Genomic DNA, 25,862 nt, shown 5'->3' with positions numbered 1-25,862 from the left:
GCCGCTTTTTTGTTCTTAATGACAAGACAAAAAATCTTCCTGTTGAAGTTATTACGCTCTTTCTTTTCCTTCTAGAGCCAGTATCTCGTCAACTAATTTTGGAACCTCAACGCTTGCTTTTCCGTAGCGTTTTTCCTCAAATTCACTTTCTACCGCACTAGGTTCTAGGTTAATTTCAATGGTATGTGCGCCGTGCATTTTTGCATCATGAACAAAACCTGCTGCGGGATACACAACGCCAGAAGTCCCAATAGAAATAAACAAATCTGCTTCTTCTAATGACGCGTAGATATCACCCATTCGCAGTGGCATTTCACCAAACCAAACAATATGTGGTCGCATTTGTGAAGGGATCTGACAACAGTGACAAAGTTCGCCTGTCTTAATGTCCTCATTGTGCTCTACTACTTGGTTAGATTCACTACAGCGCGCCTTGAGCAACTCACCATGCATGTGAATCACATTCTGACTGCCACCTCTTTCGTGAAGGTTGTCTATATTTTGAGTGATGACCGTCACTTTACCTTCTAACTCAGCCTCTAGCCGACCTAATGCTTCATGCGCTGCATTAGGCTTTATCGCATTATCTTGAAGTTTCTTGCGGCGTTGGTTGTAAAAGTCTTGAACAAGGTCCGGATCGCGAGCAAACCCTTCAGGCGTTGCTACATCTTCGATACGGTGATTCTCCCATAGGCCATCTTGCGCACGAAATGTTTGAATACCAGATTCGGCCGAGATACCTGCACCAGTAAGTACTACAATATTTCTATAAGGGAAATTCATAACTCATCCTTGCTGTTTTTTCATTAGCTTAACACTGAAAGAATAGCAACAGTAGTAATATGGATTAGACCATAGTCGTAATGGTCACTATTAGAATTACAATTTAAGAGGAACAGCAATGAGACAAGTATCTCTAACGTTTACATTGCTTCTGACTTTGGCAGGCTGTCAACTTACCAATGTTGAAGGCGAAGTCGATGATGTAAAGGTAAGAGTCAGCACCAATGATGATGACCATCGAGGTAATGGTAATTTCTGTCCTCCGGGCCAAGCCAAGAAAGACAATTGCTAAAAGAGCGGCTTTATGCCGCTCCCATATTGGCCTCAATCCTCGTTGGTCGAAGATATTTTATGAATGGCTAGGTCAGCGCCATTGAATTCGTCTTCTTCTGAAAGCCTTAGTCCCATACTGGTATTAATCGCGCCGTAGACTGCAAGTGCCCCAAGCACAGCGATGGAAATGCCCAAAAGCGTTCCTAGAAGCTGAACGATAATGCTCACGCCCCCTAGCCCACCCAACGAGATTTGGCCAAAGATCCCCGCAGCAATACCACCCCAAGCGCCACATACACCGTGTAAAGGCCAGACACCTAGCACATCATCAATCCTGGTTTTGTTTTGTAGGTGGGTAAAAAGATAAACAAATAGCACGCCAGCAATCGCACCTGTCACTAAAGCACCGATAGGATGCATTAAGTCTGAGCCCGCACATACAGCAACCAAGCCAGCTAGTGGCCCGTTATGAATAAAGCCAGGGTCATTTTTACCAGCCAACAGTGACGCGACAATGCCTCCGACCATTGCCATCAATGAGTTCATAGCCACCAAGCCACTTATGCCTGACACAGTTTGAGCTGACATGACGTTGAAGCCAAACCACCCCACACATAAGATCCAAGCTCCCAAAGCCAAAAACGGAATATTCGAAGGTGCAAAGTTGGTATGCTTTCCTGCTCGAACTCTGCCTTTTCTCATGCCCAAAAACACAACGGCAACCAGCGCTATCCAGCCGCCAACACCATGTACAACGACTGAACCTGCAAAATCGTGGAAGCCATAACCAAAGGTATTTTCAAACCAAGATTGAACGCCAAAGTTTCCGTTCCAGATCATTCCTTCAAATAGTGGGTATACAATACCGACAGTGAAAAATGTTGCGATTAGAATCGGATAAAAACGAGCTCGCTCTGCGATACCACCTGAAACAATAGCGGGAATCGCTGCAGCGAAGGTCAGCAAGAAAAAGAACTTCACTAACTCGTAACCATTGCCTTGAGATAATGTCTCAGCATCAGCGAAGAAGGTGCCGCCATAAGCGACCCAGTATCCAATGAAAAAATACGCGATGGCGGATATACCGAAATCGGCCAAGATTTTAACTAAAGCATTAACTTGGTTCTTTTGGCGCACGGTTCCTACTTCAAGAAAAGCAAAACCAGCATGCATCAAAAAAACCATGATTGCGCCAAGTAGTAAGAAAAGTGTGTCGGAACTTTGCGTGAGAGTTTGTACAGCGCCGTGTACCTGATTGGCAGTTACACTCATTATGATTGTCTCCGTTGATCTGTAGCGCACTTATCCTGTGCATCAAAGTTAGGCTCATCACCAATTTGGTGAACTTAATTTATAGAGCGTCTAACAGAGCAATTCTCATTCCATAATTTACATTTCTAACACTTACGCTTTAATTTATTGTTTTGTATGAACTTTAATAAAATTACGTATTCTTGAAATGGTGTTTAACATGCTAATAAATGCACCAATATGGTTTTAGTGCACCAACACAATGCGCACTATATGGTTCAACAAACAGCAAACTCTCTACCATAAACGTAAAAGCCACCCCATGAGAGGTGGCTCATATACGGAATTGCTAACTAAAGGGGTTTATCGAGTGATCTTCCCTGCTTTTACATCTTCTAACCAACGTCCTTCGACAAGATAGGGAGGAAGCCAACCAGTTTCAACAGATAGACGGTTGCCTTTGTCGTACCACATGCAAGCCATGCCAAGCAGAGGGAAGTTGATAAAAGTTCTGATGCCTATCCTATCTGGTCCTAATTCTCTAAGATGATATTTCTCTTGGAACTGTAGGTTTTTAACGAGCGCTTCCTCAAAATCATAACCAATATTAGTAGTGAGCGCTGCGAAGGTTTCTAGGATCCCCATCGCAATTTCCAACGCCCAGTTATCTCCTTGAGCTACCGCCGCGTCCATTGCTGAAACCAGCTTATCAGGATAATCTGATGTGCGATTGTGGAACGACTGAATGACGTCTACTAGCATATAAGACAGCTCACCCGCTTTGGTAGAGCTCTGTCTCATCAAAGAAATAGGAAAGTTTGCCAACACATCCATGCTAGCTTTGTCACGGACGATGACAGAGGTAAAATAGGCATCTAACCACATTGAAGGACAAATGAAGCCTGTTTTTAAAATACCTTCGCCTTTCCATGTTACTTCAGGATAGCCGAGGATCTTTATGGTTAATTCATCACTGGGATGTATTGCAAGGCTATGATAACAAGCATTCATCAACGAAGTTTCGTAAAGGCGTAATGTACAAATTTTTTCGTCTTCAGATGAAGCTTGATACCACGTAAACCAGCGCACTTGCTCGAATGCATAATCTCCAAAGCTAATCAAGTTCTCTCGCCTAATTTTGAGCCCTTCTTTTCTTTTATCTAAGATTCGATTGATATAATCTTTCTCAGAAGCAATGCTATTATCATCTAACTTGGGCCTTGCTGTACGCTCTATAATTTTGATTGGCTTTTTACCTTGCATTGTTGAACTAACCCTTCTTAATCAATTTTAAACTCAGCTATTCCTACTTTTATATCTGATGCATCACCTGTTTCCGGAATACTCGCCTTGGTGTGAATATACCGTATCGGAATACCGAATGAAGATGCATCTCTGATTTTTTTCGCAGCTATTTTTTCTGTCGTTTCATCTTCGTTTTCAGACATTAGCTTAGTGATTTCTTCAGCATATTTACTAGTCCCTTGCTGATACGCTTCGTTTCCAATTTTTCTACTACCCAAAGGACTGCTCCCCCCTTTGGCCTCAACAATGATAATTTCACCTGGTGGTGGCTCTTCCACCTCGTAAACCATATCAAAGTCGCCCGGCTTCGAAATTGAGGCTCCAATATCTTTGGGATGAAGCAGCTTAGCATTAGGACGTTTACTCCGGACAAAGTCATCCGCGGCCAACTCACCTATTTTTGCAGACTGTTGGTTAATATTACCAATTTGAGCGTTATATCCCTCTTCGCCAGATCGAGCGTCCATTGCCTCTTGACGCTCTTTCAAGCATTCATCAATTTTTGCTTTGTTTCTTTCTGTTAGCTCATAATCACTCGTATTGAGTTCAGAGTTTTCTTTATACTCTGCTTTATTTAGCACAAGATCTTCAGTAAAGATCGTGCAACCTTCTTCCCCGCCAACTTTCTCTGAGTCAAAAACATGCGCATTGACAAACTCCTCAATCCCAACAACATACTGCACTTCGTGTCGGCTGCCATCTGAATGATTGATATGACGATAAAAAGTAATCTCGTTTCTTTCGCAATCAATATGGTCTAAATCGTATTCATATCGAATATGATTTTTACCTTTGGGTTTTCGGATTTTGACTTGCGAGCGAACGCCATCTTCTCCGACGGATGACTCTTTTGCTGCCTCTAAAATCTGATCGCAAACCTCTTGGGGGACATCGCTTTGCGCCTGATACTCTGCCAACATTTGACCCAAGCGTTTTAGCCCTTCTTCACATAGGAAACCTGTTGGGTCAATCCATTGAATTGGGTTGACTGCATATTGGTAATGATTAATACCACCAGCAATAGATATCGGATCTTGTTGGATAAAGCGTCCTAGCTTAGGATCGTAATACCGAGCGAGGTTGTAATGTAAGTTGGTTTCTTGATCGAAGTACTGTCCTTGAAAACGCAGTGGATTTGCTACATTTTCAATATGTACATGAGCAAAGCCGTTAGCATCGTAGCTGGCACTCCATACAACATTCCCTTCGCAATCGATTAGTCGCTCTGGTTTACCAACTTGATCGCACTGGTACCAATAAATAACGTCATTTTCTAGCAGTGCCACTGGCGTGTAAGTTTCGGGTTGATATAGGTACCAACGGAAAGCACCTGAAGAGCGTTCACCAATTAAACGTTCACCTTCCCACAGGAACTCCTTAACGCCTTTTTGTGTAATTTTTTTCGTTCTGCGCCCTAATGCATCATATTCATATTGACTGATACCATCGTCGGTGTGAACTTCAATGAGCTGATTTAACGCATCAAATACGCGAGTCTGAAGGTGTCCTTGCCCCTCACGTTTTGTCTGGTTTCCTTGCGCGTCATATTTGAACCGTACATCATCGTGTACTTCAATACGATCAGCGAATACCTCTGAAGTTGGCAAAGTAGGATTGCCAAAACTATCGTATTCAAATTTAGTCACATCTCCGGAAGCATTGACTCGTTTAAGTTGCCCTAAGGTATCGTACTGATAGTGCGTTGCTCCTGCCGTATTATCAATGATTGATGAAATACGGTTTTGTGCGTTGTAAACGTACTTTTTCTCTCTATCTGGCCAATGCTGTTCAACCAAACGACCAACACCATCATAAATGATGCGCTCATTAAAATATGCCGTTTCAATTTGGGAAACTCGTCCCATTTCATCGTAATGAAATTTGATTTGAGGTAAATCTAGGTTTCCAAACCGAATCGCTGAAAAACGCCCATATCGATCGTAAGAGAAGTTCAGTTCCGTATTATCTGGCAGTACCTGAGATACGCGTTGGCCAACTCTGTTAAACTCCTGCGCTATCTCAAACTGGCCTTGAATGCGCTTTGTTAAATGCCCAAATGAAGAGTATTGGTATTGCAATGTTTGATGGCGATTGGATGCTAAAGTAAGTCGCCCACCAAGCGTATAATTGAAGTGGTTCTCTACAATACTGCTACCATTTCCTGCTTTGACGTGCATGAGATAACCCGCAGCGTCATAGCGATACAGCACCGTTCTATCGGCGACTTGCTTACGATGGAGCCGCCCCATATGATCATAATCAAATTGGCTTTGTAGATTATCAAACCCAATAGTTCCTGATAGCTGGCCTTCATCGTCATACAGGAATTCGAACTCTAAGCCGTCACTCCGAACTAATTTAGTCAGGTTACGTTGTTGATCGTATTCGTAAGAAATATGGCTGCCATCGGGAAAGATGACTGCTTCTTGTTGCGCGAGTGCTCCCCATTGATACGAGGTAATGCCTGCTGGCGTCCGAATCTGAGCAACACGACTGTGCTCATCGTAAGAATATTCTTCGCTATAACCGACTTTGTCTTCGTCGTTAAAATAACGAACTGATGTACGCCTGCCGAATTGATCATAAGCGAGTTGAGCAATACACCCATCGGGATAAGCGACGCCATTCACTAGATCTTCTTCGTTGTAGCTGTAACGAAGTAATGTACCGTCTATTTCATTCGCGATAAGTCTTTGTTGTTCATCCCACCACCACTGACTTTTCTTACCATCTTCAGACTCTTTTTTGACGACTTGACCGTGTTTATCGTAATCATACTCCGTGACACAGCCGAACTGATCGGTATCCCAAACTCTTTGACCGAGACTATTGTAGTAAGCCTTCTCGATATCCCCGTCAGGTGAAACCGTTTTAACTAACTTACCTAAGCCGTCATAGCCATATTGAATTTCTTTGCCAGAGGAATGAAACTTAGAAACTAATTGACCATGCTGATTATATTGATAATTGACCGTTGACTGATCAGGATAGATAGCTTGTGCTTTTCGTCCCAATTCATCATATTGCCATCGCCAAGTTCTACCTGTGGGGCTTATTTTCTCGAGTAAGTTACCCTGCTCGTCATGCAAGAAAGACCATTGATGATCTAACGAGTCAGAATAAGAAGAATGATTTCCCTGATAATGGAAGCGATAGTCATAAATTCCTGCGTCCCCAACGTTTCTGATGCACTTCGCTTTTGCACCTTCGCCATCCCATTCAAAATAATGAGTAAAGCCAGTTGGTCGTACACGCTTAATAATTAAATGGCCGAGGTATTGATACTGTTCCTTTAGGCCCAAATGATTAGTTGCACTGACCAAATCATCGTGCTCATCATAGGTATAAGTTGCCAGAACTTTTTGGGACTTTGCATTAAGCAGTTCTACAAGGCGTCCTTGCTTATCATATTGACATTCAAGAACCGGACGCTTGTTATATGCGATCTCGATCAATCGATGGTTTCGAGAATACTGCAATTGAAACGTTGAAAACGTGCCATTTCTAACTTGTTTAGCTAGCCAACGATCATCTTTTTGCTCAAACCGATATTGATGCCCACTAGCGAGCGTTACAATCCGAGTTGTTGAGCTCAGGAAATAACAGCTCGCACCAGCGTATATCTGGTAACTTGTTGCTCCAATATCTACTGGCTCAAATTCTGTGATATCTGCCTTATCGTCAACAAACTCCCAAGCGATAACGTTGTCTTTCTCGTCCGTCTTCTCGCGTAATTCAAACTGAAATGCATGTCGCCAACCAAAGCCCATTCCATGATTTACATCCGACTGCGAAGAGCGGTAAGTACGCTGCCAAGTAGTACCTTGTTGTAGCTCGATATCATAGAGTTCGAGAATTTCTTCACCCGTCACAAGTGATACAGGATCACCGGCTTTCTCATGTTTTTCGCTGCTTTGTTGCTGAGGCTTGGCGGATGCGGCACTTCTGCCACTCTTTTTATTCGACTTCCCCTTTCCCTTCGATGGTTTTGCATTGACGGTATTTTGAGTCGGTGGAGGCGTAACCGCTGACGAGAGTGCGTAGTTTTCGCCGGTAGGTACAATTCGAGCGACATGCAAATCACCGTTCACCAAAGCATTGGCAAACGTTGAATTATAGTGTTGGGAAGTAAGCTCACCGTCAGGTATGTTTGGCTTGAATTGACCAATCGCATAGAACAAGTCCTCGACAGAGCGAAGGTCAAGCTCACCAAAGCTCTCAAGAAACTCTATTGCCTCTTGTTTGGTCACGAATGTTTTAGGTTCGCCGCTAGTAAGTAACTGACCAGAGAAGTGATAACTTTCGCCAAAGCGATTCGTGATAGGAATGACGAATTGAGGGATCATAGCCGTAACGTGTTTGTCCTTTTCTTACCTTGCCGCATCATTTAATGCTCGTTTCGCTCTTTTTATTTGTGAGAGCAAGATGCCTTAATCAAACATCCTCCGATAGAGATTCCTCTGTATGCGTAGACTGAATGTATTGATGGCAATTTTCACGTATGCAACTCTTTGAATTTCTGAGCGCAGCGTACTTTAACGGGACGATGAATCCTGAGTAAATGAACAATAGCGTGAGTGAGACTAATGTCTCATCGTGACGCGATTTTTTTACATGTTTCTTACTTAACTATGATTTTCTGCCCAGTTACGTAAATTCACTCAATAAGTTGCATCAAGTATCACCACTGCGACTAAGTGCTTCATATTTGAGACAAAACAGCAACAAAAAAACCGCCTATTACGGCGGTTTTGCTTAAAGAATACTGATTAAAGGTTTGGACCTGTCGATGGTCTGTGTGGTTGGTTATTGAGCAGTTGCTGCATCCCTTGAAACATTCGCATAAACCACACCAAGATGGCTAATGCAGCAAACACCATCCCTACCCAAGGAATAAAGTAAGCGATGGTTTCAAGCAAAGTACTATGCAACCAATAATCACTCACGCCAACGAGTACACCGTTAGAAGTCGCGACGGTGACGATCAACACAACAAAAAACGTCAGGTAGAGAAAGAAGGTGCGAATTAAACCGTAGTAATGAGAAATCACTACGTCGCTGTCTTCTCCCTTATCTAATCGGTAACCCGCATAGATAATTGCGATAACGCCTGAGATCAGAAACGTAAACGGGGTCAGACAGCTCAGGATGTACGCAACCCAAATCCCGTTATGAGGTTTGTTCATTCGCTTTCGCTCCTTTTACTTCCGTTTGTGCCGTATCTGTTTCACCCATCGCTTCTTTGGACTTCACTTCCTCATACCAAAGATCGTGATGCTCTTTCGCCCATGTTTCATCAACTTCACCTGTCACCATGCCTTCTAGCGCACCTTCCATACCGAATAGACCAATATAGATGTGGAAGATAAAACCACAGATTAGAATCAGCGCCGAAATCGCATGAACTAAGTTAGAAAGCTCCATGTCACGGCGAGTTTGGCCAAAGATAGGAAAGTCCAGAACTAAGCCACTCACTGCCGCGATAGCACCAAAGAAGATTAACAACCAATAGATTGCCTTCTCACCACCGTTTGAGAAACCAGCTGACGGATGTGTGCCTTTGTGTTTACCAACCATGCCGCCCATTTTCATAAACCAACGAACATCTGTCATGTTTGGAATCGACTTGCGCCACCATTTAAAGAGCACGAGCATCAGTAAAATGAAGAACAATGGTCCCATGTAATTGTGGTAATGCTTCGCCAACATGACGATAAAGCCCCAGAACTCAGTAGGAACGTACGGTTTTAAGAAGTGCTTACCGTAAACCAGCATCAAACCACTGAATGCCAGCGTTAAGAATGTAAACGCCATACTCCAGTGAAGCGCGCGGTCTAAACGAGACCAACGCTTCATTTTTTTACCAGTACGCGGCTTGCTAAGCATCAAAGGACCAACGAATACGTAAGCCATGATTACCATTGCAATACTGCCGAAAATCGCGACAGCACCCGCTGGAGACATCCATTTCTCTTTTAGAATGTACCAAGTCTCACCAGGTTTACTGATCAATACGCCATGTTCTGGCGATTGAGACGTGGTGTAGCCTTCTTGCCCCTCTCTGACTTCGCGCCAATAGTCTGCCCCGGCGAGTTGCGTGATCTCCTGTTGAATAACTTTAGAAGATTGTTCCTCTGCTGAAGCAGGCATTGCGAAAGTCAGCAGCAATGCTGTCATCATTGACAGCATTGCTAAAGATGCACGTTTAAGCGTGTTTAACATGTGCCTCTCCTTACTTAGCTTTTCGTCGCATCGTAAGAAAGATCGTTTCCGTCTGTCCAACCTGCGTTTTTCGCGCCGCGTTCTACCACACGTTGACGGAAAATGTCAGAGACTTTCTCTGCGTCACCCGCAAGCAGCGCTTTAGTTGAACAAAGCGATGCACACATCGGTAACTTGCCTTCTGCGATACGGTTCGCACCGTATTTTTGACGTTCTTCCTCAGAGCCAGGCTCTGTTTCTGGGCCGCCCGCGCAGAAAGTACATTTATCCATTTTGCCACGTTCACCAAACGCTTCTTGTTTAGGAAATTGAGGTGCGCCAAACGGACAAGCAAACAAACAGTAACCACAACCGATACACAGATCTTTATTGTGAAGAACGATGCCGTCTTCGGTATGTTCGAAACAATCAGCTGGACAAACTGCCATACAAGGCGCATCGGTACAGTGCATACAAGCAACAGAGATAGAGTTTTCACCAGCTTCACCGTCGTTTAGTGTTACCACGCGGCGACGTTGAATGCCCCATTCAAGCGCATCGTCGTTTTCGTTCTTACATGCAGTAACACAGCCGTTACACTCGATACAGCGTTTGGTGTCACATAGAAATTTCATTCGTGCCATTGTCAGACTCCTTACGCTTTACGAATGTTACATAGGGTTACTTTGGTTTCCTGCATCAAGGTAACCGGGTCGTAACCGTAAGTGGTTGCCGTGTTAGCCGATTCGCCAACAACGTAAGGTTGTGTACCTTCTGGGTATTTAGGGCGTAGGTCTTCACCTTCGAACTTACCGCCAAAGTGGAACGGAATGAACGCCAAACCAGGTTTCACACGACGTGTTACCATCGCTTTCACCTTGATTCGTCCTTTCTCTGCACCTTCAACCCAAACATCATCACCATCTCTAAAGCCAAGATCGTTTGCGTCTTTCGGGTTCACTTCAACAAACATTTCTTGTTGAAGCTCGGCAAGCCAAGGGTTTGAACGCGTCTCTTCACCACCACCTTCGTATTCAACCAGACGGCCAGAAGTCAGGACGATTGGGTACTCGCCCGATTTGTCTTGCTCTTGAATGGATTTATACAACGTAGGAACACGGAAGATTGCATCTTTGTCTTCCCAAGTTGGGTAATCCGTTACAAGGTCACGACGTGGTGTGTAAAGTGGTTCACGATGCAGTGGCACACGGTCTGGGAACGTCCAAACAATCGCACGCGCTTTCGCGTTACCAAATGGAATACAACCGTGCTTGATCGCGACACGCTGAATACCGCCAGAAAGGTCAGTCTTCCAGTTTTTACCCTCTGCTGCCACTTTCTCTTCAGCAGTTAGATCGTCCCACCAACCAAGTTGTTTCAACAACTTGTCAGTGAACTCTGGGTAACCGTCTTTGATTTCACAGCCCTTCGAATAGCTGTCTTCAGCAAGTAGGCTCTTGCCTTCAAATTCCACACCAAAGCGCGTACGGAAGTTACCGCCACCTTCTGCAACCGTCTTAGACGTATCGTACAGAATGTGCGTGCCTGGGTGTTTCATTTCTGGTGTACCCCAACATGGCCAAGGTAGACCGTAGGTTTCACCGTTGACAGGGCCACCTTCCGCTTCCAATGTGGTTTTGTGGAACGTATGCCAGTTTTGTTGGTGCGCTTTCAAACGCTCTGGGCTTTGGCCTGTGTAACCAATCGTCCACATGCCTTTGTTGAATTCACGCGTTAGGTCTTCAATCACCGGCTGGTTGTTTTCAACACGGATGTTTTTGAACAGAAGATCGGAATAGCCCAGTTTCTTCGAAAGCAGGTACATGATTTCGTGGTCTGGTTTTGATTCAAACAAAGGTTCAATCACCTGCTCACGCCATTGTAGAGAACGGTTAGATGCGGTAACGCTGCCGTGTGTTTCAAACTGTGTTGTTGCAGGAAGCAGGTAAACGCCGTCGGTACGGTCGTTCATTACCGCAGCAACCGTTGGGTAAGGGTCCACAATCACCATCATGTCCAACTTCTGCATCGCTTTTTTCATCTCAACACCACGTGTTTGAGAGTTCACTGCGTGTCCCCAGTAGAACATTGCACGGATGTTTTCGCGCTGACGAATGTTGTCTTTGTTCTCCAGTACACCATCAACCCAACGAGATACAGGAATACCTGCACTGTGCATTGGTTTCTGACCGCTGTAAGCGTTGTCATCGAAACGACCTTTGATCCATTCGTAATCGATTTCCCACACTTTTGACCAATGACGCCAAGCGCCTTCAGAAAGGCCGTAGTAGCCAGGCAGCGTGTCAGAAAGTACGCCAAGGTCGGTTGCGCCTTGTACGTTATCGTGACCACGGAAGATGTTTGCACCGCCGCCTGATTTACCAATGTTACCAAGCGCTAGCTCAAGCACACAGTAAGCGCGTGTGTTGTTGTTACCAGTAGTATGCTGAGTACCACCCATACACCAAACAATACAGCCCGGGCGATTTTCAGAAAGCAGTTTTGCTGTTTGGTAAACGTCTTCTTCGCTTACGCCTGTTACGCGCTCAACTTCTGCTGGCGTCCATTTCGCTACTTCAGCACGGATTTCATCCATACCGAATACACGTTGACGGATGAACTCTTTATCTTCCCATTGGTTTTCGAAGATGTGCCACAACACACCCCAAATGAATGCTACGTCAGAACCAGGACGAAGTGATACATAGTGATCCGATTTTGCTGCCGTACGTGTACGACGAGGATCCGCTACGACGATCTTACAGTTGTTCTTCTCTTTCGCGATCAGAATGTGCTGCATCGCCACTGGGTGTGCTTCAGCTGGGTTTGAACCAATGAACAGCATCGACTTACAGTTGTGCATGTCATTGAAAGAGTTGGTCATCGCACCGTAACCCCAAGTGTTTGCTACACCCGCCACGGTTGTTGAGTGACAAATACGCGCTTGGTGGTCAACGTTGTTCGTACCCCAAAGTGATGCCATTTTTCGGAACAAGTACGCTTGTTCGTTGCTGTGCTTTGCGCTCCCCAAGAAGTAAACCGAATCAGGACCGGACTCTTTGCGGATGTCCATCACCTTGTTACCGATTTCTTCGATCGCTTGATCCCAAGAAAGCTTTTTCCACTTACCGTTTTCAAGCTTCATTGGGTATTTAAGACGGCGCTCACCGTGGCCATGTTCACGCAGTGCGGCGCCTTTTGCACAGTGTCCACCGGCGTTAAATGGGTGGTCGAATGCAGGCTCTTGACCCGTCCAAACACCATTTTGAACTTCTGCGTAAATACCACAACCCACTGAACAGTGAGAACAGATAGTACGTTTTATTTCTGTTTTCGCTTCTGGATCGACTGATTTTGCTTGCGCTTTTTTCATCATTCCCGGTGCGAATAGACTAGCACCAACCACTGCGCCACCAGCGGCAAGCGAAGTGTTTTTCATGAATGCACGACGAGATACGCCAAGCTGATTCGTTTCTTTGCTCACACTGTCGGAGCGTTTGACAAGTTTCATCCGTTATCTCCTAAAGTGTGTCGTAGTAATCGCGAATGTGTTGAGTTTCACGATACCCTTTCTTCTTCACGTCGTTTTCAGAAGGCTCAACCGTTTCTGAAGCAACGGCCACTTTCGTGGTTCCCGCAACAACAGCACCGGCAACGGCAGCGGTTGTGAAGCCTTTTAGGAGATCCCTACGGCTTGTGTTTATTTCTTTATTATCTTTCATCATTGCTTCCTTACCTTACGGTAGATCTTTGGAGACTCATGCCTCTCTATCGATATGACCAAGTACTGCTCGATTACTCGTAATCAGTGACGTTTTTCACATCAATTTTTAATTTGTTCTTACTGCTTTTGGTGTTCACGCTAAAGCGCACTTGCTCTAACGTTAAAAACGCATCGCAAAGCTGTGCAGCTGGCTTGTAGAAGTTCACGCTTTCTGCGCTCTCTAGTTGGCGCGTAAAAGATTGGAACCAAGGGGCGATGTGTTTGTTAAACACCGCTTGCTGAAGTTCTTCCTCTTCACCTGTCAGCATTGCCATCACTTCGCACAGTGCAGAAATATGGTCTTCAGGCTCTTTCACGTTCTCTTCTCGTTCGATGCCTAAAAGATCCAAATCGCGACGAATTTCCGCTAACGGTTTTTCCATCATCGAGCCAGTGCGATGCCAAGATCCGAATGGCACAACTTCACCACGTCCAATGCCAATAAACAGATCTTGATATTCTTCTTCTAACGCTTCTCGCTGCGTTTCGTTCGCGGCTTGTTGCAGTGCGAGCCAAGCTTTTTGCATCGCGCTCTCAGACGGTTCAATTTCTAGCGATTTCAGGAACGCCAGCATTTCATCACTAGGCGCACTACGAAAAAGTGCAGATAGTACGAGATAAATGTCTGTTCTCAGTGTTTGTTCTTGTTGTGTGTCCACTGCGAGCTCCTAGTATTTCAGTTGTTTCATTGGGTCTTCTGCCATCGACTCAAACATGTCGATCACACGGCAGTCTTCACACATCGCGATACGATTGATCGCCGCTTCATCAGAGAAATGAGAGTGACCGCGTAACTTGTTTTGTAGCATGTCGATCATAGACTGAGGTGCGAATGGCTTATGACAGCGAATACATTCCGCTGCTTTCTCTTCGTGAATCACAACCGCTTTTTGGCGCTCTTCTTTCACCCAGTTCATACGAGGAGTAAGCGTCAGCACTTTCTCTGGACACGCTTTCTCGCACAGCCCACATTGAATGCAGTCTTGCTCGACGAATTTAAGTGACGGAGATCGACCGTCCGTATGCAATGCACGTGTTGGACACACCGCCACACAGCTCATACACAACGTACAATCTTTACTTTCACAAGAGACTGTGCCGTAAGGTGCGTTCGCTGGAAGTTCAACAATGTTCTCAACTGGAATACGTGATGCGGACAACGCATCCAACGCCGTAAATAGACGCTGACGTTTGTTGCCTTGCAAGTCTCCTAATGCCAAATCAAAAGACTCGGTACAAAGTGTCGGAGCACCTTCACGTAGTGACTCTAGATACAGAATGTCGATGGTTTCTTTGGCGATACCAAGCTGACCGAGCAGCTCTTGAGCAATACCTACTTCGCTATTAAGCACACGAATAATGGTTTGAGGCATAAAACGTGAAGCCGCAAACAGCACCTGAGTAGCACCATTCACAAGCGCGGCGAACCAAGTATCAATACCAACCGAAGGCAGTTCTTCCACCACAATTGGAATCACATTATCTGGCAGTGCTTTTAGTGCCATCACGTTGTAGCTCTCGTGGCGAGAACTGCAAATCAATACGATAGGATCTAAACCACCCGCTTGCTCATAGTTGGCGAGCGTACGTTCAATAAACTTTTGCGTATCTTCAGGGTTTGGCAGTGCGTAATGAATCGCTTCTGTCGGACACGCTGTAGCACAAGTACCCACGCCTTGACATAGGTATGGGTTGATCTCGATGCGATGGCCCGTTTTGTCGCTGCCTTCACTCGATAGTGCCCCTGCCGGACAAGCATCCACACACCGTTCGCAACCTTTTACGCCACGAGAGCTGTGTGCACATAAATCGGTATCTAAACGGAAGAATTTCGGTTTATCGAACGTCCCCATTAAGGTTGGAATCTCTTCCAACGCTTCAGCCAGTTTCGGATAGCCACGACCTACTGGGTAGTAGCCCGGTACTGGGACTTCTTCCGACATGCAGCTGTTAAGGCAAAGATCGAGTACGATATCGAAACAATCGCTATTGATCGCGACCTTGGCAAGATTGTTGGTCGAACCATGATTTTCAATCAGAACTTCAAACGTACCTAAGAACCCTGAAACCTGAACCGAATTGGCGTAATAAAGCTCGGAATTTGTGCCCTTTTCGCCATCGGTAGAAAGCAGCGTTAGGCTGTTCATTTGCGACAATTGCGCTGCCGCACTTTCGATGATTGCTGTTGGGCCCACAATCAAAGTATTACCGCCGCTTTCATAGCTTACGGTTGGTGGAATAAGATTGGTCAACTCTACGGTATTTTCGAAAGCGTACAGCCTCGCTTTACCGTTATTGGAAGTTGCTTGTTCTAATAATTGTTTCAGCATTGCTCAATTCCATTTATGAACATGGATAGTCTTTTCCATCTCTTAGTGTAGTTAGCGCCGGAGATTCTGCTGATTAACTTATCAATGAGCATTCTTATTCCGCCATCTATAGGCGATGAATACTACGCAGTGCGTCCGTACTAACTTCAACCAGATTGGTATTGAGCAACAGATAGCAAGTGTCATGCCAATAAAATATCAACTAAAAATCAATAGGTTATCAATTTTACTGACAAATAGTAGGGATAAAAAAACCGGTTGAGACATTTTGTCTCAGCCGGCTCATTGAGTGTTTAGTCAAAATGTACCTATTCTTTGTGTGGTATATTTTGTCTCACCTCGTTAGGCGGTGATTCTTCAGCAAAAGTATCACTTTCGCCAAGCACTGTATTTATATACAGTTCATTTTCATCTTGAGTAATTTGGGCATTTTTGTCGGTGTTTGACTCTGCGTCTTCAACTACCTCAGATGCGATATCGTTAACATTAAGCTCAGACCCTTGCGCAGTTTCAGCGTCTGGTTCGTCTTCCACTTTGTCTTTAACCCAATCACGCAGCGTCTCAGCGACGTCTTGAGAAAGTGACTTTAAGTTACTGTAATCATCATCGTAATCATCTAGGCCGTCACGCACGTTAAATTCTTCGGACAAGAACATTTTGCGCAGCGCGGCTTTCTTAACGCTTTCTGAAGCTTCAGAAACCAGCAGTTGCGCCACAGACATTTCTTCGGTTTTTTCAGTCTCTACACTCGCGGTAATGTCTGGAGCCTGACTATCCTCATCGATGTTCAAAGCATCTGAGCTTTCGTCAGCGTTTGAAAGCGCTGTGACATTATCTTCGGATTGCGCCGTCTCTGCTATCGGCGTGATCTCTTCATCATGTTGGGAAGATTCTTCTAACTTACATTTCGACCAACGGCTTAAAAAACTAGTTGCCATTTGCTCTGCCCGCTCCTTTGCGTTTCTTACGTCTTACTTCTAACAACTCACCGTGGCGACCGATAAAGGCTTCCATCCAAGCCTGAACGGCTAACGGCATATCGTTAGATAGTACAAGGTTATCACCATCCATATATTGCGCCGCAACAGATTGTGAAGCCGTCAGTAACTGTATCGCTGGTTTTTCACCAGACTCGACGTTATCCATCACTAAAAAGAGTTTAGGTTGCAGAGAGCTTAAGTTAAAGCGGTAGTCTGTACGTTCATCTTTATGTAATTGCAACGGACAAACATCTGGAGTCTCTTCCGTCGGATTCAGCGCAAATCCTGTCAACTGCCATTGGGTTGTCACCCAAATCCCTGTACTGATCTCATGCTCAACAAGCTCTACGCCGATTGGCCATGTATCCTCAGTCTTTTCGTAATTTTTTTCGAAATCTTTCTTATCCGACATAACTCACCCAGTCTTTCTATTTTTGGTCTGAAAACACACAGGACATTTTGCCCCCGTTTTCGACCATTTTTATTGTCTTCGAAGCAATAAACGCGCCAAGCTGATATAACTTAGTCTATATACTCCCTCAGGCTATAAGTACCAAACTAGACGAAACTCAAATGTATTGATGTGTCATTACTGCGAACTCGCAGTTTTAATGCATTGTTGACATAAACCTCGCAATTTCTGTGGGAACCGCTATTTTGGAATGAGATTTGCTAGCCACTTAACAAGCTAAAATGCGTAGCAACCTAACGCTCTTAATCACTAGGACACGACTGTGCTGAAACCAAACATTATTAAAACCAGTGAAAATCCCCTGCAAACCATTGAAGTCGATGTGTACGACGAGTACGGCGAAAAACTGACAAAGCAAATCGCGTGCGAGCGTCCTCTTACGGTCATGCTGAACTGGAAAGAAGTGGTCACGCTCATGACGCTAGGTTCGCGTCCAGAAGCACTAGTACTGGGTTATTTAAAAAACCAAAGCTTCCTGTCCGACCCAGCCGCGATTGAATCCGTTATTATTGACTGGGAAACGCATTCCGCAGCGGTGATTACTAAAGAAAACACTGAACACTTAGAAGGCGCCCTGAAAAAGAAAACCGTCACCTCAGGTTGTGGCCAAGGCACTATGTATGGCAACGTGATGAAGCAGCTTGAAAATTATCAAGTGCCTCAAGTTCCTCTTAAGCAGTCAGAAATTTATTCTGCGCTGGAAGCGTTAACTCATTACAACGACACCTACAAAAAAGCGGGCGCAGTACACGGCTGTGCGGTTTGCAAAGGTAATGAAGTGTTGTCATTTGTGGAAGATGTCGGCCGTCACAACGCAGTGGATACACTTGCAGGTGAGATGTGGCTCAAAGAAGAAACAGGTGAAGATAAAATTTTCTACACAACTGGTCGCCTTACATCAGAGATGGTGATTAAAGTGGCTCAAATGGGCATTCCTGTTCTGCTTTCTCGCTCTGGCGTTACTCAAATGGGGTTAGATCTAGCGAAGCAATTTGGTATTACAACCATTGCGCGTGCGAAAGGTTTGCGCTTCCAAGTGTTTACAGGAGCCGACAAGGTTGAATTTGATGTAAAAGGCAACCAATAACACCTTTTCAGTGTAAACTAAAACCAATAATGCGGATTCACAGAGGATGTGGACTATGAATAATGACCAATTGTGGAATTTTCTGCTTACGCCCAGCGGTATCATGCTTTCTATGATTATTACCTTTGGCGTGGTCGGGCTCTATGCGTATATAACCGGTCAGTTTAAGGATTAAGGCCAAATATCAAAAAAGCCTCGCTAAATAGCGAGGCTTTTGCTTTTTAAACGCTTTGCGAGTAATTACGCGTCAACACCACGAGATTTTAGGAACTCAGAGTAAGTGCCTTTAAAGTCTGTGATTTTACCATCGCGGATTTCGATAATACGCGTTGCTAGTGAGTCTACGAATACACGGTCGTGAGATACGAAGAACAACGTGCCTTTGTATTGCTCAAGCGCAGTGTTCAAAGATTCGATCGATTCCATATCCATGTGGTTGGTTGGTTCGTCCATTAGCAACATGTTTGGCTTTTGCATCATCAGCTTGCCAAGCAGCATACGACCTTGTTCACCACCAGACAGTACTTTTACTGACTTCTTAATGTCGTCTTGGCCAAACAGCATACGACCTAGGAAACCACGAACGACTTGCTCGTCATCACCTTCTTGACGCCATTGACCCATCCAATCCGTTAGGTTCATGTCTTCTGCAAAGTCATGCGCGTGGTCTTGCGCGTAGTAACCGATGTTTGAGTTTTCAGACCATTTGTACTCACCCGCACGCGGTTCAAGCACACCAGCAAGCGTGTTTAGAAGTGTTGTTTTACCCACACCGTTCTCACCGATGATCGCAACGCGCTCACCCACTTCAAAAATTGCATTGAAGTCTGAGAACAAGTCCTCTTCGAATCCTTGGCTTAGGTTTTCAACAATCAGAGCGTTACGGAACAGCTCTTTCGACTGTTCGAAACGAATGAATGGGTTTTGACGGCTAGACGCTTTAACTTCATCCAGTTTGATCTTGTCGATTTGCTTAGCACGAGATGTCGCTTGTTTTGCTTTCGATGCGTTTGCAGAGAAACGAGCAACGAACGTTTGTAGCTCAGCGATTTGTGCTTTCTTCTTCGCGTTGTCGTTTAGTAGACGTTCGCGAGCTTGAGAAGCCGCAGTCATGTACTCATCGTAGTTACCTGGGTAAACACGTAGCTCACCGTAATCCAAATCAGCCATGTGCGTACATACTGAGTTTAGGAAGTGACGGTCGTGCGAGATGATGATCATTGTGCAGTTACGTGCGTTTAGCGTGTCTTCCAACCAACGGATAGTGTCCATATCCAAGTTGTTGGTTGGTTCGTCAAGAAGCATCACATCTGGGTCTGCGAATAGAACCTGCGCTAGAAGCACACGAAGTTTCCAGCCTGGTGCTACTTCACTCATTAGACCGAAGTGCTGCTCCATTGGAATACCCACCGCAAGAAGAAGTTCGCCCGCTTTGGCTTCTGCCATGTAGCCGTCCATTTCCGCAAACTGAACTTCTAGGTCAGCCACTTTCATGCCGTCTTCTTCACTCATTTCAGCAAGTGAGTAGATACGGTCACGCTCTTTCTTCACTTCCCATAGCTCTTTATGACCCATGATAACGGTATCGATTACCGTAAATTCTTCGTAAGCGAACTGGTCCTGGTTCAGTTTTGCAACGCGCTCGTTTGGATCGTAGCTTACGTTACCACTGGTTTGCTCAAGCTCGCCGCTGAGGATCTTCATAAAGGTTGATTTACCACAACCGTTAGCTCCAATTAAGCCATAGCGATTGCCTTCGCCGAACTTAACTGAAATGTTTTCGAATAGCGGCTTAGCGCCGAATTGTTGAGTAATATTCGCTGTGGAGATCAAAACCTTTACCTTAGCAATTGGGGTGTATTTAGAAAAACCGGGCAACGGTACTTGTTCATGCTACATACTGCAAGTGTTGTTTTTATTAATTCACTCCAAGTAAAATCATTGTAAGGTTTCTAAGAAGCAAAAGCGCAAACATAAATGCGTCATTAAATACAAAAAAGAGCCACTATCGTCAGTGGCTCTTTTTCCATTAATACTTCAAAAAAGTGACTAAGCGATGTTCGTCACCTCTAGGATCAGTTCGGCTTTTTTAGGTAAATAAATACTGAATTTACTGCCTTTTCCCCATTCAGACTCTGCTTTTAACTCACCACCCGTTTGGCTGAGAATACTTTGGGAGACCGATAGCCCTAACCCTGTGCCTTCTCGTTTAGTTGTGTAAAATGGCGAGAAGATTCGACTCAAGTTTTCTGGTTTAATACCGCAGCCCTCATCGATAACATGAATCGCGGCTCCTTTCACTTCGCCCTCTTCAATCCAGTCTTCACTGACTACTGTTAATGTTCCTTTACCGCTCATTGCGTGAATGGCGTTCATTTGCAAATTAACTAAGATTTGTAGCAAGTGGTGACGGTTTATCTCAACGGACGTATGCGCTTGTAGGTCAGTCACAAACTCAACGTCGCGTTTCTTGGTGCCAGTTTTAACCAAGGTGATGCTTTCATCAATGATAGGATTGACATGTTGCCAAGTGATTTCATCTTGAACACCGCCTTGGCGACTGTATTGCAATAAACTGCGTGTGATATTGCGGATACGATCAATTTGCGCGTGAATCGCATCAATTTCTTCTTGTACTCGACTTGCATCGTCACCCAATTCAAAATGGATCAATTCTACGTTGCCAAGAATCACGGCGGTTGGGTTATTAATTTCGTGAGCAATCCCCGCGGTGAGTTCTCCCAGTGCTGCCAGTTTTTCATGAACAACGAGTTTGTCGCGGGTTTGGTTGAGCAATTGAATATGCAGTTCAAGATCTTGGGTTTTTTCTCTCAGGCTTGCCGTACGCTCTTGAACTTTGCATTCAAGTTGAGCTGCGGAGTTTTTCAGTTCAATTTTGCGCTCTTCCAGCGCGTCTAACATATCATCAAACTGTCTGGCTAACTGCGCAAGTTCATGATCGGCATCTAATCCTAACGGACCAATCCGTTTTTCTTTACCTTGTTGGACCTGCTTCACCACTTTGTGAATGCGTTCGATCGGTCGAAACAGATCATAAGAACCGCGATATACCATCACGCCGGAAACCAGCAATAACATAACCGTAATCAAGCTGATTTCGGCAATGTTCGTCATGTAGGCTTTAACGAATGGCCACATGAGGTAACCGGTATAAAGCATACCAATAACATTGTCGTATTGGTCTTTGATTGGTTGATACGCCGTAATATACCAAGCGTCATACACATAAGCGCGATCAACCCACTGTTCACCCTTAGAAAGTACTTGGTTATACACTTCGGCGCTCACGCGAGTGCCTATGGCGCGCCCTAGTCTATGATCGCTGTCTAAAGGAACGTTGGTGCTCACACGCAAATCATCGAGAAATACCGTCAACGTACCCACAGGGCGAAGGCGGTCATTATCACTTAAGTAAATGAGATCGCGGATTTGATCCACCAGCACTGTGCTGTTGTTAAGGAGCAAACCACCATCAAGAAAGCCGATCAAATCGTTCGCTTGGCTGTATACCGGAATCACGGTTCGACTGACTAACCCACGCGCCTCCCTGTCACCATCAGCAAGAATAGGCACTTCTGCTCGTTTGGCGAGTTCAGGATCGAGGCGTTCGAGTTCTTCTTTATTAAGTACATCAAAAAACGATTCGCGCTTGGTGAGATCCATAAAGCGGAATTTGTTTTCCATGGAATTAACGCGTTGGAAAGAGAGAAAATCTAAAGCATATCTTTTCTTCTGCTCTGTGACCCACTTTTGCAGGTCACCTTGTGGCGTTCCTTGATTAATGCGAATACGGAAATCGTACGAATCGGCAAACGCCCGCACGTAATTGGCTTGCTTTTGCTGTAACAACGTTACACTGTTATTTGCAACACCAAGACGTTCCGAGACATCAAGCAGCGCATTTTGCCACGTGTAATGAATAGACCAATAAATGGTAATGCCGATCAGAGCTAACAATGTGAGGAAAATCGGCGCAGAGGTTAAGAATAACAAGCGATAACGCACCATGGTTTTAAAACGGTGCGTCCATTTTGACAATCCTTTGTGCTGTGGGCCGTTAGTCGGCATATTCCTCACCCTCAGAATCCCATTCTTTGTACTTACGTTCTAAGGTCTTGCGAGCTACGCCCAAGTCACGAGCAGCAGCAGACTTATTGCCTTCATGCAAGTTAACGACTTGTTTAATATGTGCTTTCTCGACTTCTTTTAACGTCCAGCTGTTTGGATAGCCTTCGCCAGTAAATTCTTTGCCTTCTCTAAAGGTTGGTAACTCAGCAGAGTGAGAAACAGTAATCGATACATTAGGCAGTGAATGCCCGCCATTCAGCTCTCGCCAATAGTGTGCAGGTGGTTTGCCAAGCAAGATACAACGCTCAATCAAGTTTTTCAGCTCACGAATGTTTCCCGGCCAATCGTACTCACTCATGGCTTCCATATCCTCGTGAGCCCATTTGGGCGCAGGCATACCGAGCTCGCGCGTCAGCATATTGCTGAAAAATGGCACCAACTCAAATAAGTCGGTTTTGCGCTCTCGCAGCGGACACACTTCAATTTTCAGAACGTTTAAACGGTAATAGAGGTCACTGCGGAAATTACCTTGATTGACCTCTTCTTGCAGGTTTCGGTTGGTTGCCGCTACGATACGGACATCAATACTGATCTCTCTTTCTGAACCGACAGGGCGAATCGTACGCTGCTCTAACACGCGTAATAATGATGCCTGCATTGCAAGTGGCATCTCCCCGATTTCGTCAAGAAATAAGGTGCCACCGTTCGCAACACGGAACAAACCTTCACGCGATTTTTTTGCACCGGTAAACGCGCCCGATGTATGACCAAATAACTCACTTTCTAAAAGCTCTGGTGCAATCGCACCGCAGTTGATTGGCACAAACGGGCCCGTTCGCCCACTCGCCTGGTGGATACCTCGTGCAACTAGCTCTTTACCCGTACCCGACTCACCTTCCACCAAAACAGAAGCACGTGATGGTGCAAATTGGTTAATAAGTTGCTTAAGCAGACGCGTTTTTTCTGAGCCGCCGATGATCTCTGAGGTATTGTGACGTTGGTAATCGCGTGTCATGGCGTACTGCATGCGTTCGTTCAAACGGCGATCCATACAGCGACTGACCGCTTTTAACATCTGCTCAAGGTTGAATGGTTTGAGGATAAAGTCGGAAGCACCGAGCTGTAGCGCTCGAATGGCAATTTCTAAATCCGCATAACCCGTCATAAAAATCACATCGGCACGTTTGTCATCATCTTCAAACGCTTCTTCCCACTCAATTCCAGAACGCCCTGGCAGATTAATATCCAGTAAGATCAGATCATAATGTCGAGAATTACGCAGTTGTTCTGCTTCTTCGATGCTACCAGCTGTATCGACATGTGAAAAAAGCTTACCCAATGCCTTTTTCAAGATGGCTTGCATGCCTAATTCATCATCGACGACCAGTACGGAAAAGGCGCTATATTGTTGGTTTGTACTAAGATGGGATTGAGTAGACATATTTACCCCAGATGGATTTCGATGGGACAGAGTGTACCAAGTTTAAACAGAGATACCCTACAAAAAGTGCGACATTTTGTACCAACGCAAACTTTTATGCAAATAACCCCATGATTTAGTGCATAAACCAAGCACTTTAAGCTTGTAAAAGGTTGGCATCTTGTTTGCTATAAGGTGGATACGGAGCGCATTTAAGTGATCTAAGGATGTTGATGTTTGCTTATTCCAACACCCTGAGACAACTTGCGTATTACGCTAATCGCTCTCGTCCAAAAAGGCTTCTCCCTAAAACCTGGAGAGATTCCAAAGAATCATTGGAAAGGAACACATAAAAATGAAAAAAATTGCGCTAACTCTGGCTGCAACGTCAATCACGCTTGTAAGTTACTCTGCGTTTTCTGCTCAAGACGGAGAACACGTTCGCCTTGCAACCACAACCAGTACTTACCATTCAGGTTTACTTGATTACCTACTTCCACAATTTGAAAAAGACACGGGCTACAAAGTCGATGTTATTGCTGCAGGTACTGGTAAAGCCTTAAAAATGGGCGAAAACGGTGACGTAGATTTGGTGATGACACATGCACCAAAAGCTGAAGGCGCATTTGTTGAGAAAGGCTACGGCGTCTTGCCTCGCAAGCTGATGTACAACGACTTTGTGATTGTAGGCCCGAAAGCTGACCCAGCAACAATCAAAAATGACGAAGGCGTGTTAGATGTATTCAAAGAGATCGCAAACAAAAACGCAACGTTCATCTCTCGCGGCGATGATTCTGGTACGCACAAAAAAGAAATGGGCTTTTGGGCTCAAACTAAAATCGAACCGAACTTTGGTGGCTACCGTAGCGTAGGTCAAGGTATGGGCCCAACTCTAAACATGGCGTCTGAAATGCAAGGCTACACCATGACGGATCGCGGCACATGGCTGGCTTACCAAAACAAATTGGATCTAGAAATTCTGTTCCAAGGCGATGAAAAACTGTTTAACCCGTACCAAGTTATTCTTGTTAACCCTGAGCGTTACCCAACGATTAACTACCAAGGTGCGAAGGCATTCAGTGATTGGTTGGTAAACCCTCGCGGACAGGAACTTATCAATGGTTTCCGCCTAAACGGTAAACAACTGTTTGTTGCGAATGCTGAGAGCAAATAACGCAATATGAATCTTGCTGATACAACACTGGAAGCGCTTCGCTTACTGGTGAATTTTGATGCAGACCTATGGGAGATCGTTGCGGTCTCCTTTAGTGTTTCTATTACGGCAATATCCCTAGTGGTATTGCCGGCTATTTTGATGTCCTTTGTACTGGCGTATACCGACTTTCGCGGTAAATGGTTTTTGTTGTCGATCGTAAATACGCTGCAAGCGGTCCCTACCGTGGTGATTGGCCTGTTGCTGTACATGTTGCTGTCGCGTGCTGGCCCTTGGGGAGACTGGCAAATGCTGTTCACTCAGAAGGCAATGATCTTCGGCCAAATGGTGATCTGCTTCCCTGTTTTGGTATCGATGATGCATGGTGCATTACAATCTAGCGACCGTCGTGCAGTGGAAACTGCCATCACGCTGGGCGTCTCCATTCCGCGCTTGGCAGCTACGATGATTTGGGAAACCCGCTTTCCTCTACTTGCGGCTATCATTGCAGGGTTTTCACGTATCGTGACCGAGGTGGGCTGCTCAATGATGGTTGGTGGGAACATTATGGGCGTGACGCGAAATATTCCCACGGCTATCGCAATGGAAAGCAGTAAAGGTGCTTTTGCGCAAGGAGTTGCATTAGGAATTGTATTACTATCTTTAGCGTTGGCTCTAAACTTCTTCTTATCAAGCATGAGAGGCAAAGGCTACCTCAGAACATAGAACATGAAGCAAACAAACGACTCACCATT

General features: G+C 45.0%; 20 protein-coding genes. 4 read left to right on the top strand and 16 right to left on the bottom strand.

Annotated features, from left to right (window positions below; all coding sequences use genetic code 11):
* Positions 1-51: 51 nt before the first annotated feature.
* The gene (gene cobB, locus R8O10_RS09200; RefSeq protein WP_005377522.1) at positions 52-783 is read right to left on the bottom strand and encodes a Sir2 family NAD+-dependent deacetylase; all 732 of its coding nucleotides are present in this window, start codon (positions 781-783) and stop codon (positions 52-54) included.
* A 118-nt stretch (positions 784-901) separates the two neighbouring features.
* Between cobB and R8O10_RS09195 the strand changes: the two genes are divergently transcribed.
* Positions 902-1,075: a hypothetical protein gene (locus R8O10_RS09195; RefSeq protein ID WP_005377524.1), complete on the top strand. Its 174-nt coding sequence runs from the start codon at positions 902-904 to the stop codon at positions 1,073-1,075.
* Positions 1,076-1,107: 32 nt separating this feature from the next.
* On the opposite strand, the gene R8O10_RS09190 is transcribed toward R8O10_RS09195, so the two are convergent.
* The 12 genes from R8O10_RS09190 to R8O10_RS09135 form a co-directional block, all read right to left on the bottom strand.
* Positions 1,108-2,328 (bottom strand): ammonium transporter, encoded by a 1,221-nt coding sequence (locus tag R8O10_RS09190; protein ID WP_031781341.1) that lies wholly within the window; start codon positions 2,326-2,328, stop codon positions 1,108-1,110.
* Positions 2,329-2,670: 342 nt separating this feature from the next.
* Complete coding sequence (locus R8O10_RS09185; protein ID WP_047102285.1) at positions 2,671-3,570, bottom strand: immunity 49 family protein; 900 nt, start codon at positions 3,568-3,570, stop codon at positions 2,671-2,673.
* 17 nt (positions 3,571-3,587) lie between these two features.
* Positions 3,588-7,958 carry an RHS repeat-associated core domain-containing protein gene (locus R8O10_RS09180; protein WP_318191321.1) on the bottom strand — a complete coding sequence of 1,457 codons (4,371 nt, stop codon included), beginning with the start codon at positions 7,956-7,958 and terminating at the stop codon, positions 3,588-3,590.
* 423 nt (positions 7,959-8,381) lie between these two features.
* Positions 8,382-8,798, bottom strand: a complete 417-nt coding sequence (locus R8O10_RS09175; RefSeq protein WP_005377532.1) for a membrane protein — start codon at positions 8,796-8,798, stop codon at positions 8,382-8,384.
* Positions 8,782-9,834, bottom strand: a complete 1,053-nt coding sequence (locus R8O10_RS09170) for a formate dehydrogenase subunit gamma (protein WP_182016360.1) — start codon at positions 9,832-9,834, stop codon at positions 8,782-8,784. The genes R8O10_RS09175 and R8O10_RS09170 overlap by 17 nt, the downstream gene beginning before the upstream one ends.
* 14 nt (positions 9,835-9,848) lie before the next feature.
* Positions 9,849-10,457, bottom strand: a complete 609-nt coding sequence (gene fdh3B, locus R8O10_RS09165) for a formate dehydrogenase FDH3 subunit beta (protein ID WP_005377536.1) — start codon at positions 10,455-10,457, stop codon at positions 9,849-9,851.
* 11 nt (positions 10,458-10,468) lie between these two features.
* Positions 10,469-13,324, bottom strand: coding sequence for a formate dehydrogenase subunit alpha (locus R8O10_RS09160; RefSeq protein WP_172563266.1), 2,856 nt, complete (start codon positions 13,322-13,324; stop codon positions 10,469-10,471).
* 10 nt (positions 13,325-13,334) lie between these two features.
* Positions 13,335-13,535, bottom strand: a complete 201-nt coding sequence (locus R8O10_RS09155) for a twin-arginine translocation signal domain-containing protein (RefSeq protein WP_005377542.1) — start codon at positions 13,533-13,535, stop codon at positions 13,335-13,337.
* A 73-nt stretch (positions 13,536-13,608) separates the two neighbouring features.
* A complete protein-coding gene (locus tag R8O10_RS09150; RefSeq protein WP_005377544.1) occupies positions 13,609-14,235 on the bottom strand; it encodes a molecular chaperone in 627 nt (208 codons plus the stop codon).
* A 9-nt stretch (positions 14,236-14,244) separates the two neighbouring features.
* On the bottom strand, positions 14,245-15,906 hold the full coding sequence (locus tag R8O10_RS09145) for a 4Fe-4S dicluster domain-containing protein (RefSeq protein WP_318191320.1): 1,662 nt from the start codon (positions 15,904-15,906) through the stop codon (positions 14,245-14,247).
* Positions 15,907-16,214: 308 nt separating this feature from the next.
* Positions 16,215-16,844 carry a DUF3306 domain-containing protein gene (locus R8O10_RS09140; protein ID WP_318191319.1) on the bottom strand — a complete coding sequence of 210 codons (630 nt, stop codon included), beginning with the start codon at positions 16,842-16,844 and terminating at the stop codon, positions 16,215-16,217.
* Entirely contained in the window at positions 16,834-17,298 is a 465-nt protein-coding gene (locus R8O10_RS09135; protein WP_017634910.1) for a DUF3305 domain-containing protein, read from the bottom strand. The genes R8O10_RS09140 and R8O10_RS09135 overlap by 11 nt, the downstream gene beginning before the upstream one ends.
* A gap of 322 nt (positions 17,299-17,620) precedes the next feature.
* Between R8O10_RS09135 and R8O10_RS09130 the strand changes: the two genes are divergently transcribed.
* A complete protein-coding gene (locus R8O10_RS09130; protein WP_017820681.1) occupies positions 17,621-18,445 on the top strand; it encodes a formate dehydrogenase accessory sulfurtransferase FdhD in 825 nt (274 codons plus the stop codon).
* Between the two features lie 240 nt (positions 18,446-18,685).
* On the opposite strand, the gene R8O10_RS09125 is transcribed toward R8O10_RS09130, so the two are convergent.
* From R8O10_RS09125 to R8O10_RS09115, 3 genes are all read right to left on the bottom strand, one after another.
* Complete coding sequence (locus R8O10_RS09125; protein ID WP_318191318.1) at positions 18,686-20,278, bottom strand: ABC-F family ATPase; 1,593 nt, start codon at positions 20,276-20,278, stop codon at positions 18,686-18,688.
* A 216-nt stretch (positions 20,279-20,494) separates the two neighbouring features.
* Complete coding sequence (locus R8O10_RS09120) at positions 20,495-22,534, bottom strand: cache domain-containing protein (RefSeq protein ID WP_005377562.1); 2,040 nt, start codon at positions 22,532-22,534, stop codon at positions 20,495-20,497.
* On the bottom strand, positions 22,524-23,975 hold the full coding sequence (locus R8O10_RS09115) for a sigma-54-dependent transcriptional regulator (protein WP_064353911.1): 1,452 nt from the start codon (positions 23,973-23,975) through the stop codon (positions 22,524-22,526). The genes R8O10_RS09120 and R8O10_RS09115 overlap by 11 nt, the downstream gene beginning before the upstream one ends.
* Before the next feature lie 334 nt (positions 23,976-24,309).
* On the opposite strand from R8O10_RS09115, the gene R8O10_RS09110 reads away from it, so the two are divergent.
* Both R8O10_RS09110 and R8O10_RS09105 read left to right on the top strand, forming a co-directional pair.
* Entirely contained in the window at positions 24,310-25,128 is an 819-nt protein-coding gene (locus R8O10_RS09110; protein WP_005389522.1) for a substrate-binding domain-containing protein, read from the top strand.
* Positions 25,129-25,134: 6 nt separating this feature from the next.
* Positions 25,135-25,833 (top strand): ABC transporter permease, encoded by a 699-nt coding sequence (locus tag R8O10_RS09105; RefSeq protein ID WP_005389524.1) that lies wholly within the window; start codon positions 25,135-25,137, stop codon positions 25,831-25,833.
* The last annotated feature ends 29 nt before the right edge of the window (positions 25,834-25,862 follow it).

The organism is Vibrio sp. 1727 (assembly GCF_033344415.1).
Taxonomy (GTDB): Bacteria; Pseudomonadota; Gammaproteobacteria; order Enterobacterales; family Vibrionaceae; genus Vibrio; species Vibrio alginolyticus.
Note: the sequence above shows the minus strand (reverse complement) of the source record. Positions and strands in the feature narration are given on the sequence as shown.

Bases quoted from the DNA above. Each gene is read 5' to 3' on its own strand.
- cobB (WP_005377522.1), bottom strand. From the start codon at position 783: ATGAATTTCCCTTATAGAAATATTGTAGTACTTACTGGTGCAGGTATC.
- R8O10_RS09155 (WP_005377542.1), bottom strand. From the start codon at position 13,535: ATGAAAGATAATAAAGAAATAAACACAAGCCGTAGGGATCTCCTAAAA.
- R8O10_RS09105 (WP_005389524.1), top strand. From the start codon at position 25,135: ATGAATCTTGCTGATACAACACTGGAAGCGCTTCGCTTACTGGTGAAT.
- R8O10_RS09195 (WP_005377524.1), top strand. From the start codon at position 902: ATGAGACAAGTATCTCTAACGTTTACATTGCTTCTGACTTTGGCAGGC.
- R8O10_RS09110 (WP_005389522.1), top strand. From the start codon at position 24,310: ATGAAAAAAATTGCGCTAACTCTGGCTGCAACGTCAATCACGCTTGTA.
- R8O10_RS09115 (WP_064353911.1), bottom strand. From the start codon at position 23,975: ATGTCTACTCAATCCCATCTTAGTACAAACCAACAATATAGCGCCTTT.
- R8O10_RS09175 (WP_005377532.1), bottom strand. From the start codon at position 8,798: ATGAACAAACCTCATAACGGGATTTGGGTTGCGTACATCCTGAGCTGT.
- R8O10_RS09180 (WP_318191321.1), bottom strand. From the start codon at position 7,958: ATGATCCCTCAATTCGTCATTCCTATCACGAATCGCTTTGGCGAAAGT.
- R8O10_RS09140 (WP_318191319.1), bottom strand. From the start codon at position 16,844: ATGGCAACTAGTTTTTTAAGCCGTTGGTCGAAATGTAAGTTAGAAGAA.
- R8O10_RS09185 (WP_047102285.1), bottom strand. From the start codon at position 3,570: ATGCAAGGTAAAAAGCCAATCAAAATTATAGAGCGTACAGCAAGGCCC.
- fdh3B (WP_005377536.1), bottom strand. From the start codon at position 10,457: ATGGCACGAATGAAATTTCTATGTGACACCAAACGCTGTATCGAGTGT.
- R8O10_RS09190 (WP_031781341.1), bottom strand. From the start codon at position 2,328: ATGAGTGTAACTGCCAATCAGGTACACGGCGCTGTACAAACTCTCACG.
- R8O10_RS09145 (WP_318191320.1), bottom strand. From the start codon at position 15,906: ATGCTGAAACAATTATTAGAACAAGCAACTTCCAATAACGGTAAAGCG.
- R8O10_RS09120 (WP_005377562.1), bottom strand. From the start codon at position 22,534: ATGCCGACTAACGGCCCACAGCACAAAGGATTGTCAAAATGGACGCAC.
- R8O10_RS09160 (WP_172563266.1), bottom strand. From the start codon at position 13,324: ATGAAACTTGTCAAACGCTCCGACAGTGTGAGCAAAGAAACGAATCAG.
- R8O10_RS09170 (WP_182016360.1), bottom strand. From the start codon at position 9,834: ATGTTAAACACGCTTAAACGTGCATCTTTAGCAATGCTGTCAATGATG.
- R8O10_RS09135 (WP_017634910.1), bottom strand. From the start codon at position 17,298: ATGTCGGATAAGAAAGATTTCGAAAAAAATTACGAAAAGACTGAGGAT.